Here is a 16,422-nt window from a genome sequence, read left to right on the forward strand (position 1 = left end):
ACTGGATAACCAAATGAGGACTAATAATTTATGCCGGTAAAAAAGACTAAATACTCGTCATTAAAAGAACCTTCCAGAAATAAAATTATATTATTTAAAGGGATCAGTATCATACTGGTCCCTTTAATAATTCTTTGTGTAATTGAATTTGGCTTAAGGTTGTTTCATTATGGTAATAACCTTCACCTGTTTGTTGAATACAAAGTCAATGCTGATTATCTGGTGTTTAATCCCAACGCTTCAAAAAAATATTTTACCGATCAGGATATCGCTACAACCGGGAACAGTGAAATTTTCAAAAAGAAAAAAGACAGTAATACCATACGGCTGTTTGTTTTAGGCGAATCTACTACCATTGGGTATCCTTATTTTCACAACGGATCTTTTCACCGCTGGCTGCAGTATCGTCTGGCACATGATTATCCCGATAAAAATTTTGAAATTATTAATCTATCATTAACAGCCGTAAATTCATACACGGTATTAGGCTTTGCCAAAGAAGTGGTGAACTATGAGCCGGATGCGATATTGATTTATACCGGGCATAATGAGTTTTATGGTGCGCTCGGGGCTGCATCCACCCAAAATATGGGTAGCAGCAGGTTTATGGTGAATTTAATTCTCAGCCTCCGTAAATTCAAGATTGTACAATTAATGAGCAACGTTTTTGAAAAGACCACTTTAAACGCCTCAGCTACCAAACCAGGTGAAAGCCGGATGCAGTTAATGGCTGCAAAACAGCAAATACCTTATCGGTCTGATCTGTATGAAAAAGGTGTGGATCAATTTAAAACGAATATGGATGCCGTTTTTAGCTTGTTCAGTCAGCACCATATTCCGGTTTTTGTGAGTAACCTGGTCAGCAATGATAAGGACCTGAAACCATTTATAAGTTTTGATACAACTGGTAAAAAAAATACCGGTTTTAATGAAAATTACCAGAGTGGGTTAAAGGCCTTCAATGCGAAAGATTTTAATACAGCAATAAACTTTTTTAATGCTGCCAATAAAGGCTATACTGAAAGCGCGAATTGTAATTATTATTTGGCGCAGTCATATTTTTCTGAAGGGAATTTCCTGCAGGCCAAAATATTTTTTGCAAAGGCCAGCGATCTGGACGGGCTGCGTTTCAGGGCACCGCAGGAGTTCAACACTATATTATCACAACTAAGCCGCAATTACCCTGATGTTCACCTGGTGGATACAAAGGCCGCGTTTGAATCATTTTCCGATCATCAAATTATAGGTGACAAACTTATTGTAGATCATGTGCACCCCAATTTAAAAGGGTATGCAATTATGTCGGATGTGTTTTACACGGCTATAAACAAAGCTCATATTTTACCTGCAGCTAGTTCTGATGGGCTATCATTTAACAAATTGCTGAAGGACATGCCCGTTACCAAACCAGATTCACTTGCAGGGCTATACCGCATACTTAATCTTAAAACACATTGGCCATATGATGAGCCACACGCTGCAGATTCAATTAAATCTGAAACGGAAGAACAGGCCCTCGCTTATAACCTGGTTTTTAAAAAAGCAGTTTGGAGCGATACCATGGGCGAATTATATACCTATTATACAAACAAAAACGATTACAAACAGGCAAGGAATGTATTGGAAGGCCTGGCATTGGAATACCCGGCTGATGCGGGCCTTGCTGAAAAAATTGCCATGTTAAGTGGTGTTTTAAAGAATGATACCACTACATTGTTTTATTTTAGAAGAGCATTTAATCTTTCACCTTCATTTGAAAGGGCAAGATATACTTTTGTACTTTTCCTTAAGCTTGATGAACCGGAAAAGGCGTTGCCTTACCTGGACTATGCTATTGCAAATAACTCAGCAGGCTTAAACCTTGAACCCGTAAAAGCCGCTGCCGGTGATGTTATACAACTGAAGAAAGTTTATGCCGCAGATCTGACAAATATTGACCTGATAAATAAAATTGCAGCCACTTATTTGCAAATGGGTAATAAAGACGCCGCATTGATATATATCAATAAGGCAGAAAAATTGAACAATAAAAATCAAAATACTCAGCAGTTGCTCGCGCAGATAAAAGCGAAATGAAAACAGCCATGAACGGATTCATGAGGGATGAACCCATTTTTGTACGCCGGGAGATGCTTATAAAGACTTCGTTACTGCCAAATGCCTTTTCAGCGCTAAGCTTTTACATTTATTATTCACTGTTTTTAAACTAAAAATAAGTATGATTAACATGATAAAGATGTATACAAAGCCATTTACAGATCATAATAGCACCCGCCGTATTTCGTTTTTGAAGTTTGATGTAACAGTCATCTTTTTGGTGGCTGTACTTGTTTTACCCAATAGTGTTATTGCCAGGGATGGGCAGCTGTTAGCCGGTACTGCTAAAGTAAACATCACCCCAAAAACTGATGAGTTATTACATGATTCGGTTTATGCCAGGAGCCTGGTGCTTGACATGAATGGCAAGCGGCTGGCATTTGTTGCTGTAGATCTGGCTATTTTTGTCAGTGACCGGGTGGCAAATATCTGCAAAGAAAAATACGGGATATCGCAGGTGATGATCTCCTCCTCGCATACGCATTCTGAACCCATGGTCAATGATAAAAGAGCGTTTCAGAGGAATCCTTATGTCACATTTTATGAAGATCAGATTATTCACGCAGTTGAAATGGCAACCCATAACATGTTCCCGGCCAAAATATCCGCGGGGCATACTACTTTTCCGCAATTGGGCTTTAACCGGCTCATTACCCGTGAAGATGGGCATGCACGTGAATCATGGGTAGGGGATGAACACTACACACGTGAAAATCCTGAGCGCATTCCTTTTGGTCCGGTCGATCCCGAGCTGGGTGTTATTAAAATTGAAGATATGCAGGGGCAGCCGCGTGTGATATTAATGAATTATGCCTGCCATGCCGATATTGTTTGCTTTAACTACGCCATATCTGCCGATTACCCTGGTGTAGCATCGCGCAAGGTTGAAGAAGCATTCGGTAACAAAGTGAATTGCCTTTTTATACAGGGTGCTGCCGGTAATATTGAGTCGTTGCAGATTAGTCCCCGCAGATCAGGCCCTAATGATTCGGTTCAAACAGATTATAAGCCAATGAACAGAACGGGTGAACTGCTTGCTTATGAAACTATAAAACTCGCTAAAAAGCTGTCAGCCATCAGTAATCAAACCAGTGTTAAATTTTTGGATGATTCTCTTCATTTCACCGGCAGGTATAATAAAACGCTTAATTATAATGTGCATCTCATAACCATCATCATAAATGATAATATAGTTATAGCTGCTTGTCCGGGTGAATTATTCGTCCAGTTAGGCTTGGAATGGAAAAAGAAGATGGGTGATGCCTCAGCTAATCCATTTTTGTTTGGGTATACCTGGAGCGGCGGTAACTGGCCGGGCTACATCGCTGATGTACGGTCAGCCGCGCTAGGCGGGTATGGAGCAGACCAGAACCCCGACATCATACAAGTTGGCGCGGGCGAAACGATCATCAATAAACAACTGGAAAACTATTATCGCTTAAATGGTTTAATGCGAATAAAGCCAGGGCCATAGTAAATCTCTTGATTTTAATCATTAATTATGTATTAATGTTATTACATAATAAGTAGATGCTAATTTGTTTGAGATAAATGCTAATTTGTTTGAATAGTATACCGGGGAATTAATATATCATTGAAGATAAATTTAATTGTAACTATTAAAATTTCTTTTTTTTAATGGTTTATTAAGGCCTAAACCTTCTTTTGGATTATCATTATATAACCGATTTACTTTAACCAATAGTAAACGCAACCTTTTAAAACGAATATTATAATATGAGATTGAAATTTTCTTCTGCTTTAATCGCCGTTACTTTAATTGCCTGTCTGGGCTTATCAACAAACAGCACATCTGCTCAAACACACAAAAAATCAACAGTAACAAAAAAGAAAGCTACGGTTAAAAAACCTACAGTTGCCGATCTGCAGCAAGGTAAAGATCTGGTAGCAAAATCAGATTGTTTAAGCTGCCACAAGTTGGATATTAAATTGGTAGGCCCTGCTTATAAGGATGTTGCTGCAAAATACCCGGCAACTGAGGCTAATTATGAATTGCTAACTCAAAAAGTGATCAACGGAGGCAGTGGGGTATGGGGGCAAGTAGCTATGGCAGCTCACCCGGCAATTCCACCGGCAGATGTGAAAAAAATGGTTGAATATGTCCTATCAATCAAACAGCAATAAAACCGGGGATGACTAACACTAAAATACTACTTCTATTATCCGGACTATTTTTTTTGCGATCGGTGGCATTTGCCCAGTCTTTATCAGGCATAGTAAAAGATGCAAAGGGAATTGCAGTACACGGTGCAAATGTTTACCTGCTTAATACTAATCTGAGTACATCAACCAATGCAAATGGCGGATTCAATATTAAAAATATACCTGCAGGTAACTACACTGTAAAAGTAAGCGCAGTTGGCTATGCCACATTAACTAAGATAATTAATGTAACCAACGCTGCATCTGTAAATTTCACATTAATAAATGCGGATAAACAGCTGGGTGAAGTTTTTGTAACAGCCCAAAAGCAGGATGAAGAATCCCAGAAACTACCTATGAGCATTTCAGTTATCACGGCCAAACAGGTTGATGATGATAAAATATGGAATATTAAAGATATAACCGGCCTGGTGCCCAACCTGTATGCAGCCAACCCTGGCGACAACCGTAACGTAACCTCTGTACGGGGTATAACCACAACGTCGTATGATCCGGCTGTTGCTACTTATATCGATGGGGTTAATCAGTTTGGCCTGGACACCTACATTGCCCAGTTACTTGATGTTGACCGCATTGAAATACTACGCGGCCCGCAGGGAACCCTGTACGGGCGCAACGCCACCGGCGGGGTAATTAATATCATTACTAAACAGCCCACTAATGAAACCACCGGCTTTGCAGGGGTTGACATTGGTAATTATGACCAGCAACGCTATAGTTTTGGATTACGCACGCCGATAATAAAAGATAAGCTATTTTTGGGCGTAGCAGGTTTGTTCTCCAACTTTGGCGGCTTTTATACCAATTCATTTAATAATACCAAATTTGATAAGCAGCATTACTTTTTAGGTAACTACTACCTGAAGTTTCTGGCCAATTCAAAATTGTCATTCACACTAAATGTAAAGAATGATATAAACCGTAATAACGGGCCGTTTACATTGGTTTCAAGCGCGCAGCAGGCATTAGCCACGCCGTTTGTGGTTGATCAGAACGCGACCACTACTATGGTTGACAATACGCTCAACGCATCTCTGTCGGCAAATTATACTGGTAGTGCTTTTAACTTTACTTCGCAGTCGTCCTACCAAAAAAACTATAGATATTATAAACAACCTATTGATGGTGATTTTTCTCCTATTGATGGTATATCATTAATAAATAATTACGGTCCGGATTGGAATATTGTGCAAACGGGTATCCAGGAGTTTCGTTTTAGTTCACCAACAACATCAACATCACATTTAAAATGGACTGCCGGGGCCTATGGTTTTTTTAACTACAGCCCTACAAAAGTAGGTACACACTTTGGTAGTGATGCGCAAATGGTGGGTTCGACTGTATCTAATTTTACCAGCATTAATATCAATACCAGCACCAACTACGGGATGGCATTTTATGGTCAGGTAACCTATGTTTTCACACCTGAATTTGATGTTACAGCAGGTTTAAGATATGATTACGAGCACAAAAAAGAATTTATAAACGGCGCCTATCAACCAGACGGGCAGGCCCCGGTAGTTACCCGGACAGATACTGCTTCAACGGCAACTTTTAAAGCCCTCTCGCCCAAAGTAACCGCAGCCTGGCATCTTACCCCAAATAACAACCTGTATGCTGCCTATAACCGGGGTTTTAGGGCAGGTGGTATAAGCGAACTGGGTTCAGATCCGTCGCAGCCACCATTGTATAATTACAAACCCGAATACAGTGATAACTATGAAGCTGGTACAAAAAACACTTTCCTGGATAAACGAATCCGTTTAAATGCCGATGTTTTTTATACCCGTGTTAATAATGCGCAGGTACCTACGCTATTATTGCCCGATGCAATTACCGTAACCCAGAACGCAGGCAAGCTAACCAGTTATGGTGCCGAAGCAGAATTTGCCGCCACACCAGTTGAAGGACTTGAAATTGATTACAATTTTGGTTATACCCATGCCCGGTACACCAGTTTAAACATTCCGGTTAATGATAGTGTGGTAAATTTTAAAGGCAATCACCAGGTATTTACACCTAACATAACCTCAACACTGCTGGTGCAATACGCTTATGGCTTAGGCAGCTCAAAGAAAGTGAAACTGGTAGCACATGGCGAGTGGCATTATTTGGGCGATCAGTACTTTGACCTGGCTAATACCATCGAGCAAAAAGCATACAATACATTTAATGCCCGCCTTGGTGTATCAACCAAACGGTTCGACGTATTTTTATGGGGAAGCAATATTTTTAATAAACATTATGTTGATTATGCCTACGATTTTGGAGCCGCTCATTTAGGCAATCCCCGCACGTTTGGCCTGAGTGTAAAGACAATTTTTTAAACTAAATTATAACCTAAGAGAATGAAAGTATCACCAATAATTAGCCTTAAACAGGCTTTGAAAGTTTCAGGAGCAATGGTTTTCCTTGTTTTATCTTGCTTTACAATTGCTTGGGCATCAGGCTACAAGCACAAGCCTAAAATACTTGTGTTCAGCAAAACAAAGGGTTTCCATCATGCATCAATTGCTGTTGGTAATATTGCCATACAAAAATTGGGCGCCGAAAATAATTTTGATGTAGATACAACCACCGATGCTTCAAAATTTACCACTGATAACTTAAAGCAGTATGCGGCAATTGTATTTTTAAGCACAACCGGTCTCAGTACACAGCTATTTACTGAAGATGAAAAAGCAGCTTTAAAACAATATATTGAACATGGCGGGGGCTATGTAGGCGTTCATGCCGCAACGGATTGCTGTTACGACTGGCAGTGGTATGGCAATCTTTCAGGTGCTTATTTTAAGGGTCACCCCAGCCAGCAGGAAGCTGTTTTAGATGTAGTTGATTCTACTAACATCGCTACCAGTTTTTTACCAAGGCATTGGAAAAGGAAAGATGAGTGGTATTCTTTTAAATGGATGGCTCCTGATCTGCATGTGCTGATAAAGATTGACGAGAGTAGTTATGACCAGCAAAAGTCCGAATTAAAAATGGGCGATCATCCCATGGCATGGTACCATACTTATGATGGCGGCAGGGCTTTTTATACCGAGCTAGGCCATACTGATGAATCATACGCTGACCCGCTTTACCTGAAACATTTGCTGGGTGGAATAGAATATGCCATAGGTAAAAATTATAAGCAATAAACCGTTCAATTTCAAATAACAAAATGAGAAGAAATCATAAATGGTTGTTAGGCATTTTATGCACAACTGCCGTGCTTTTATATACTTGTAAGGCAAAATATCCGGTGCAATTCCCTGTACAACGGGATGCAACAGGTAAAATACTGGTTAACCCGCATCCTGATCCAGGCCCAAAATCACCAGTGGATGAAATAAGATCGATCTACCTGCCAAAAGGTTATCATTTACAGTTAGTTGCCAGTGAGCCATTGGTTAGTCAGCCGGTGGCCATAGCCTGGGACGGAGACGGAAGAATGTATGTAGCCGAAATGACTACCTATATGAAAAACGTTAATGGCACAGGTCAGCGCAGCAATACCTGCCGCATTAAACTATTGGAAGATACCAATGGCGATGGTGTAATGGATAAAATTACCATATTTGCCGATAGCCTGGTATTGCCAAGGATGATCCTTCCGCTTGATCACGGCCGGTTATTGGTTGATGAAACTTACTCAAATCATATCTATTGTTTTCAGGATACTGACGGCGATGGAAAAGCCGATACCAAAACGATCTACTATAACAACCCTGCGCCTAACACCAGTAACCTTGAACACCAAAAAAGCGGTTTAATATGGAACCTCGATAACCGCATATATGTTACTTATGACCCAGTACGTTATACGTATAAGAATAACCAACTGATAGCCGATTCATTGATACAGGGTTCGCCGCCGCAATGGGGCCTGGCCAATGATAATTACGGCAGGCTTTTCTTTTCATCGGCAGGCAGCGAAGTGCCCGCATTAGATTTTCAACAGAACCTACATTATGGTACACTTGATTTTAAGGATCAGTATACGGATGAATTTAATGCGGTATGGCCTATTATAGCTACACCCGATGTGCAGGGCGGTGTGCACCGTTTGCGTGCTGACAGTACTTTAAATCACTTTACCGCCTGTAACGGGCAATCCATTTACCGGGGTGATAAACTACCGCAGGATGCACAAGGCGACCTGTATATATGTGAGCCCGTTGGGCGATTGATACGCCGTGCAAAGGTTACTGATAACCAGGGGAAAGTAACTCTTCAAAATGCTTATGATAAGCAGGAGTTTTTGGCTTCTAGTGATATGAATTTCAGGCCGGTAAACACAGTCACCGGGCCCGATGGCTGTATGTATATTGTGGATATGTACCATGGCATTATACAGGAAAGTGAATGGACAAAGGCTGATAGCTATTTGCGCCCGCAGATAGTGCGGTTAGGGCTGGATAAGAATGTGGGCCGCGGCCGTATTTTCCGGGTGGTTTATGACGGAATGAAGCCAGCAAAGGTTCGCCCGCATATGTTGGAAGAATCAAGTGCACAATTGGTAACTTATTTAAATAGTCCTAACGGCTGGTGGCGCGATAATGCACAAAAGCTGCTGGTACTGAGAGGCGATAAATCAGTAGTGCCGGCATTAAAGTCTATGGCCTTAACATCACCTAACCAACTTGCCCGTATCCATGCTTTATGGACGTTGAACGGATTAGGCGAAATGGATGCTGCAACTTTTGCCAGCGCTTTAAAAGATGCTGATGCGCAGGTACGTAAAACAACAGTTTGGATAGGGGAGGACTTTATGAAAAAGAATGATCAGGCAATAGATCTATTGTCCATGCTCAAGGATGATCCAAGTGCCGATGTGCGTTTTCAGTTGTTGTTAACTATGCGTTTTGTAAACACGGAAAAATCAAAGGCGCTTATAGCTTATTTAATTGATCATTATTCCAGCGACCCGGTATTGGCTTATTCGCAAAAATCATATGAAGATGGTATAAAAGCGCTGGCAGATCAGCAAAAAAGGGAAGCAATGATGCATGAATTGGAAAGAAACCTGGTTGTACAAGGCGCAGGGATATTTAAGCAGCTTTGTGCAACTTGCCATGGGGCGGATGCCAAGGGTATTAGAATCGGCGGAAAGGATATACCGGCACCGGTACTTGCTGAGAATATAGATGTTAACGCCGGTAAGGAAAAACTGATAAAGATTTTATTATATGGGTTACATGGCCCTATCAGAGGAAAAACTTATCCTGATGTAATGCCCGCGCTTGGTAGTAATGATAACAATTATATAGCATCGGTACTAAGCTATATACGCAGTGATTTTGGTAACAAAGCACCCATCATTTACCCCGAAGATGTAGAAAAAATCAGGCAGGCAACTAAGGGAAGGATCGAAAGCTGGACAATGGATGAACTAAATGCAGCTATCAGTAAGTAATATGCTGACCGAAATCAGACTTTAGGTCCTTAGCGTGTAATGGTATTCCTCCATGACTTTTAGAAGAATAAGTTATGAGAAAGAGAAACGCTAAAAGCTAAAAATGTCAAACTTGTAAAAAATACAGATATTGATCTTGAAATAGATAAGGCTATAAATAAGAAAAAAGGAAAGAATTAGCTTTACTATGTTTGTGATCGCAGAATTGGACACGCTCAATAAGCCCGACTCTCGACTATTTACCATATTAGACCTATTAATACCCGATCGTTAGTCGGGTATTAATAGGTCTAATATTTGATAAAGTGTTCACATCAATTAAAAGCAGATAATGCAGTTATTGGATTTATCATTATTTTGTAACATACACTAATTCTGCCGAAATCAATTTACCGGATGAAGCTTCAATTTTAATAGGTCCGTGTTTGTCTCCGGCTTTAAGTAATATGGTAGCAATACCGGCTTCAGCATTAATAGATTGCTTACCAATAAGCTCACCGTTACCTTTAACTGAAAATTTTATCATATCACCGGCATTGGGTATCACTGTTCCTTTACTATCAGTGATGCTGGCATAAATAAATATGATATCGTTTTTACCTGCAGCAAGGTTTTTGCCGCTTAAATCTGCTTTAATATTTATCTTAAATGCGCTGCCTGGGGTGGCTATGGTATTAACAGCAACCTTTTTGCCTTTTATATAACCAATTGCAGTTAATTTGCCGGGTATATATGCGGCAGGATTGAAAGTAAATGGCGCGTGTGGCAAATTCCGGGAAAATAAGTCTGTATCCGGTTTCTGAATGCCGAGAGATTTATCATTAAGAAATAATTCTACCTCATCGCAATTACTAAATACTTTTACAGTTTTTTGCTTTGGATCATTCCAATAATTAGCTATAAAAACCATAGGCTTACCAAATCTGTTTGCATCTGTATTTGATTGGTATTGGCTCTGGTAAAAATAGAAGCTAAATTTAGGCAACCTGAAGATATCCATTATACCGGATGTTTCCAGATCTTCCGCATATCCTCTTTTGTAATCAAACATCAACCAGTTAGCATCACCAACACCTGGGCCATACAAATTATCATTATGTGATTCCTGAAAATTTAATGCCTGTTGTAGCATTCGTTGCTGCCCATCTGTACGCAATTGCCTTGAACTGCGCTCTTCACTTTTTAAACCTGCATATTCTTTTTGGTTAAATCCGGCATTTTGCGCGTAATATTCCCAATCTCCGTATTCCGCAAGCAACAGCGGTTTGGAGTGATTGTATTTTTTAAAGTAATCAGGCGCTTTTAAATGCTGGCGTGCAGGATTAAACACATCAAAAGCATAATCCATCCATCCCGAGCTAAAAACATTTTTAAAAGGAAGCTCCGTATGTACAATTTTATTTGCCGTATCCATATAATCTTTACTCATGTTGGTTTCATTTAATGAAGCCTCCCATAAAACAATCGCAGCATGATTACGATCACGATGAATCATATCGCGGATATTTTGAAAACTATTTTTCTGGAACTCGCTGTTGCCAAAAAATTGCCAACCGGGTATGGCATCCATTACCATTATGCCCAACTCATCACAGGCATTTAAAAAGGCTGGGGAGGGTGGGTAATGGGAACATCTTACAAAATTAAATCCTGCATTTTTTATCTTCCAGGCATCGCGGTATTGCGCATTATCTGATAAAGCATAGCCAATGTATGGGTATTCCTGGTGACGGTTGGTACCTACAATAGTTAGCTTTGTTCCGTTTATATAAAATCCATTGGCTGCAAAAACAACAGTTTTAATACCTGTTTTCAGGCTTGTTTCATCAACCTGTTTAGTGTTTTGATATACCTGTATTTTAATATTATATAGATTGGGTTGGGCAGGCGACCATAATTGAGGGTTGGTAATTGTAAGCGTTTGTGTAAACGTTCCGTAATTGCCGGCTTTAATTAATTGTTGAGCGGATGTTGAAGTTGCCACTACTTTGCCATCCTTAGTGAATAAGGTAGCTTTTATCCATGCCTTTTTACCTTGCTTATAGTCATTGTTCACATCGGTTTTAACAATAACTTTTGCACTTGCTGCACTTACACCCTCATCATGGATAAGTATGCCGCCCCCTGCTATGCGATTGGCTTGTACAGCATTATTTATGTACAATTTATTGGTTGTAATTAACCATGCATTACGATAAATACCGCCATAGTAATTAAAATCTAAGTCCTTTATTGCTTTTCCGGGTGGTATAACGGGATTATCCTGATTATTTAGTTTTACCAGGATACAATTCTGTTGGCCGGTTTTTACAGTATTGGATATATCAATATAAAATGGCAGAAAGCCGCCAAGATGTTTGTAGATATGTTTACCATTTAAATAGATATCGGCCTCGTGCATAGCGGCATCAAACTGAATAGCTATATGTTTACCATTACTTTCAGCAGGAATTGTAAAAAACTTACGGTAAAAACACGTTCCCTGCCATTGTTCTTTAATTTTATTTACGGGTTCAATATTTGGCGTATGGGGTAATGATACTTTTTCCCAGTTAATATTGGCTGTTTGAGCATTGCTTAAAATCTGCCCGCAATTAACAGTATCAATATCTTTTACAAACGCCCAATCAGTATTAAAACTTTTAACCGAAGGAAGATTTGTTTGAGCTTTAGCTTGTAATATACTGCTAATTATAAGCAAAAAGTAAAATGGATATTTTTTCATTTATAAGAATTAAACAACATGTTCACTGGCGATTAATAATGTGCCATTAACATATTTTTTGAAATTTATCACACAAGAAATATTACTGGGTGATGTTATACTTTTTACTGATCTCTGAATAGGTTTTCATATAGTCATTGGCATTACCACTATGGTCAAATGCCGCTTCGCCATAATTGAGCGGCTCCCATATAAAAGTCCCTTTCATCTTATTCCCCGGTAGGGAGAACTCAATATCATTTACAGCCTGCTTCTGCTGCGAATATTCAACAACAATAACATCTTGTTTATACCGCTGATTTAGATCTATGAGATTTCTGCTTAAACTATCTGTTGGGCCATGCCACTCAGGATAATAAGACTCTCCTATAATGTCAAATTTCACATCGCGCTTTAACATATTATCTAAAAAATACCTCGATTCGCCATTTTCACCACCACAGGCAATGTGCAGCATTATTTTAATCGACTTGTCTACATCTTTTACCCCCTGCACACCCGCTTTTAAAAAAGCAGCCAGGGTGTCCAGGTGTTTCAGGCTTGCATCGGGCCATAGCATACCATGGCTTATTTCATTACCAATTTGTACCATATCGGGTAGGGTACCTTGTTGTTTTAATGCCAGCAATGTGTTTTTTGTGAAGGCGCGCAGTGAGTCCTGCAATTGCTGATAATTTGCCGATCTCCATGCAGATGGTTTATGCTGTTTGCCCGGATCTGCCCAGTTATCACTGTAATGAAAATCGAGTAAAAAGCCCATGCCTGCAGCTTTAATACGTAGCGCCATCTTCTTTGTGCTTTCCAGATCGCAAAACCCTTTTTTAGAGTATCCGCTATCAGCTGCCGGATTATTAAATATACGCAGCCTTACATAGTTAAATCCATGATCCTTAAGTATCTGTATGGCATCTTTTTGAGTGCCATTATCATAAAATTTATGACCCTCGGCTTCCAACTGCGGAAGAAAAGAAATATCAGCCCCCAGTATTTTGTCAAAATGAATATGCTTTTTAGGCGGTGATGATTTAAATGCAAACAATGTGTGCACTGTAAATACAACAACTAATAGGCCGGCTGAAATCTTCAAGCTTTGTATGATTTTCTTTTTCATATATAGTTCAATCTATAAAACAAGTATGCGACCCACAACATATCGCATACTTATTTTCATTTATTAATGTGCAAAAGCATTCATGGCTACGGTTGGCTTACCGGTAGCATCAAATGCGCCCATGCTATATCCCTGCCAGCTATTATAGGCTTCGGGCTCCCAATAAAACAACCCTAAACCATTACCGCCTGATACTGATTTAACTTTAGCTATAAGATCGGTTAAAAAAGCATTACAGGTAGTTGGCGCTGTAACATCCATGCCGGCTTCACATATCATTACCTGTTTCCCGTATCTTGAAACCATATCATTCATATTAGTTAAACACTCACTGTCAATGGTTGACCAGTTGCTTGTTGTAGGATAAATAGAAAACCCGCAAACATCCCATTTGGCACCATATGTTTTGAGCCCATCAAATATCCATCGGGTTGTAGTATTGTTGAATCCATTAGCCACATGTACAATAACTTTTGCCGATGGGAATACTGCTTTCACAGCATTATAGCCATTTAGCACCATGCTTGCAAAGTTTTGAAAGTTAGTTGCTGATACTGAGGCTCTCCCATCCTGCCACAGCATACCATCACTGGTTTCATTACCTACCTGCACCCATGTTGGGGTTATACCATTTGATTTTAACGTATTTAACGCGCTATAAGTGTAGCTATAAACCGTACTTATTAAGGTGCTGGTACTGTAACTTGTCCAGGCAGCCGGTTTTGTTTGATCACCCGGATCTGCCCAGGTATCGCTATAATGAAAATCGATCAGGATATTCATTCCGGCAGCGGCAGCTCTTTTTGCCTTTGCCACCACATCCGTTATATTATTCCATCCGGCAGATGGATTTACCCAAACACGTAACCTGATAGAAGTGATACCCAGCCCCTTCAAAATTGTAAAAAGGTCTTGCTGCGTACCGCTGCTATTATAAAACTTGTAGTTGGATGCTTCCATTTGCGTAACCCAGCTTACATCTGAGCCATATGCAAACGTTGTAGTGGTAGCTAATGAAGTAGCAGATAGCACCGACTTGGTTTTAGTTGGAGTAACTTGTTTTTGTGTAGCTTCTTTTGTACAACTTAAGCCTAAACAAAGCCATAAAGCTGATGAAAGAATGATAATTTTTTTCATAATATTGTTGATTTGGTTAGTAAATTGTGGCTGTTTTGTATTACTGATCAGTTTGCAAAATCATCCAATTCCATAGTGGATTTACCTGTATTATCAAAAGCCCCAAGCCCGATGGTTTGGGTACTATCCTCTTTTTTACATCCTATGTTACGAACCAGGATAATGCTTGAAAACCGAAATATATTTTTCACTATTAGGCTTAATAATCCCGGCATCAGTCAATAGCATGGCTGATGCCGGGGATATGTATTAATAACCAGGTGTTTGAGTTAATGTGCCTTTTCCGGCGGCCAGGTTATAGTTTGAAACAGGTTCCAGATAGTTGGTTGGTGTTTTACCCACAGATTGTAATGCCTGGTTGTATTGCCCGTGCCTTATTAGCTCCATTTTCCGGTCTCCTTCAAAATAAAGATCCCATCCCTCTTCTTTCAATATCCACGCGTCAAACGATGCCTTGTCAGTAATTGCGGCAGCCGAAACGCCTCCCAACCCACCATGAGCCGCTCTAACCTGATTTACGTAACCGATAGATTCCGAAGTCGGCCCGTTCACCTGATTCTCCGCTTCTGCAAGCATGAGCATCACATCAGCCAGCCTGGCCTGTGGCAGGTCATTTGCTTGAAATGACCCGCTTGGCCCATCATTATCGGGGTATTTGGCTATTACCGGGCCTGTTAAGCCACTAGCCTGGTTAACTGTTACGCCTGATCTGTTGGTATAACTTGCTATCAGCAGGGCACGCCTTTTATCAGCAGGATCGAAGGAATTATAAAATGTCCAGGTTGCAGCAAAAGGTGCATTACCTGCGTATCCCCATGCATACTGTACCTCGTTGCCAACGTAGTCGCCCGGGTAGGTATAAAAATCATAAGGATTAAAACCTGAGGAAACCGGTTTTCCGTCTGATCCCGGCAAGCATATTGCTGCCCACATGGTTTCTGAGTTCTTTTCTGTTGCGGTTGTAAACAAGCTGGCATAATTATTAACCAATGAGTAGCCCATGCCCATAATTTGTTTACCAACAGGAATCGCGTCGGTAAAATCCTTTTCATTCATGTAAGTGCGCATCAATACGGTTAAAGCCAATGCCTTATTAAACCTGCCATAATTTGCTGGCGCCACAGGTAAATTAGCAGCAGCAAAGGTCAGATCGCTCACTATATCGGCCAGGTAATCGGCGCGCGACGGGCGGGTAAGATTACTTTCGGCACTTGTTCCCAGTAAAGCAGGATTAATAATAACAGGCACCGGCCCGTATAATTGTAAAAGGTAATACATATTCCATCCTCTTGACATCCTGGCTTCGGCAATAAATTCGTCTTTGTCTGCCTGGTCAATGCTTGAGTTTGTGATATCAGCAATTATTTGCGTTAACCTGCTGATAAACCTTGTTTTTTCAAAATGGTCATTATTAGCATCAGGCAAGCTAATTAACGGGGTATAATCAGCCTCACTAAATTGTGTAAATATGCCACCCCAACCGGTAAAAGTATTCATTTCATCAGTACCGTAGTCAAATTCCATTATTTGGCCATACTGAGCGCTAAACCAGCAAGGTTGATAAGCAGCCCCATCCTGGTAGCCCCATTTCGCCTGGAATGGCTCATATGCTTGTATCGTGTAAGCCGTAAAATCAGCAACTGTTTTAGGGAAAGTAGCAGCGTTTAAGCTCCCATACAGCTGTGGGTCCAGCTTTTTACAGCCACTTATTGCAATAAATGATGTGGCTAATATATATATCAATATTTTTTTCATGATTCTAATTTTTTA

Annotated in this window: 11 protein-coding genes; 6 read left to right on the plus strand and 5 right to left on the minus strand. The window is 40.2% G+C overall.

Going from position 1 to position 16,422, the window contains the following annotated elements:
* Positions 1 to 30 precede the first annotated feature (30 nt).
* The 6 genes from BLU33_RS06130 to BLU33_RS06155 all read left to right on the plus strand — a co-directional run bounded on the left by BLU33_RS06130 (position 31) and on the right by BLU33_RS06155 (position 9,679).
* Positions 31 to 2,076: a hypothetical protein gene (locus tag BLU33_RS06130; RefSeq protein ID WP_091370361.1), complete on the plus strand. Its 2,046-nt coding sequence runs from the start codon at positions 31 to 33 to the stop codon at positions 2,074 to 2,076.
* A 151-nt stretch (positions 2,077 to 2,227) separates the two neighbouring features.
* Complete coding sequence (locus tag BLU33_RS06135; RefSeq protein WP_197684570.1) at positions 2,228 to 3,571, plus strand: neutral/alkaline non-lysosomal ceramidase N-terminal domain-containing protein; 1,344 nt, start codon at positions 2,228 to 2,230, stop codon at positions 3,569 to 3,571.
* Between the two features lie 263 nt (positions 3,572 to 3,834).
* Complete coding sequence (locus tag BLU33_RS06140) at positions 3,835 to 4,242, plus strand: c-type cytochrome (RefSeq protein ID WP_091370363.1); 408 nt, start codon at positions 3,835 to 3,837, stop codon at positions 4,240 to 4,242.
* A gap of 8 nt (positions 4,243 to 4,250) precedes the next feature.
* On the plus strand, positions 4,251 to 6,608 hold the full coding sequence (locus BLU33_RS06145) for a TonB-dependent receptor (protein ID WP_091370365.1): 2,358 nt from the start codon (positions 4,251 to 4,253) through the stop codon (positions 6,606 to 6,608).
* Positions 6,609 to 6,629: 21 nt separating this feature from the next.
* Positions 6,630 to 7,421 (plus strand): ThuA domain-containing protein, encoded by a 792-nt coding sequence (locus tag BLU33_RS06150; RefSeq protein ID WP_232009406.1) that lies wholly within the window; start codon positions 6,630 to 6,632, stop codon positions 7,419 to 7,421.
* Between the two features lie 23 nt (positions 7,422 to 7,444).
* On the plus strand, positions 7,445 to 9,679 hold the full coding sequence (locus tag BLU33_RS06155) for a DUF7133 domain-containing protein (protein WP_091370367.1): 2,235 nt from the start codon (positions 7,445 to 7,447) through the stop codon (positions 9,677 to 9,679).
* Positions 9,680 to 10,031: 352 nt separating this feature from the next.
* Here BLU33_RS06155 and BLU33_RS06160 read toward each other — a convergent pair whose 3' ends face one another.
* The 5 genes from BLU33_RS06160 to BLU33_RS06175 form a co-directional block, all read right to left on the minus strand.
* Positions 10,032 to 12,404, minus strand: a complete 2,373-nt coding sequence (locus tag BLU33_RS06160) for a glycoside hydrolase family 2 protein (RefSeq protein WP_091370369.1) — start codon at positions 12,402 to 12,404, stop codon at positions 10,032 to 10,034.
* Between the two features lie 82 nt (positions 12,405 to 12,486).
* Positions 12,487 to 13,515: a glycoside hydrolase family 53 protein gene (locus BLU33_RS06165; RefSeq protein WP_091370371.1), complete on the minus strand. Its 1,029-nt coding sequence runs from the start codon at positions 13,513 to 13,515 to the stop codon at positions 12,487 to 12,489.
* Between the two features lie 63 nt (positions 13,516 to 13,578).
* Positions 13,579 to 14,652 carry a glycoside hydrolase family 53 protein gene (locus tag BLU33_RS06170; RefSeq protein WP_091370374.1) on the minus strand — a complete coding sequence of 358 codons (1,074 nt, stop codon included), beginning with the start codon at positions 14,650 to 14,652 and terminating at the stop codon, positions 13,579 to 13,581.
* Positions 14,653 to 14,699: 47 nt separating this feature from the next.
* Positions 14,700 to 14,843, minus strand: a complete 144-nt coding sequence (locus BLU33_RS25035; protein WP_157682064.1) for a hypothetical protein — start codon at positions 14,841 to 14,843, stop codon at positions 14,700 to 14,702.
* 58 nt (positions 14,844 to 14,901) lie between these two features.
* Positions 14,902 to 16,407 carry a RagB/SusD family nutrient uptake outer membrane protein gene (locus tag BLU33_RS06175; RefSeq protein ID WP_091370376.1) on the minus strand — a complete coding sequence of 502 codons (1,506 nt, stop codon included), beginning with the start codon at positions 16,405 to 16,407 and terminating at the stop codon, positions 14,902 to 14,904.
* Positions 16,408 to 16,422 lie beyond the last annotated feature (15 nt).

Source organism: Mucilaginibacter mallensis (assembly GCF_900105165.1).
Taxonomy (GTDB): Bacteria; Bacteroidota; Bacteroidia; order Sphingobacteriales; family Sphingobacteriaceae; genus Mucilaginibacter; species Mucilaginibacter mallensis.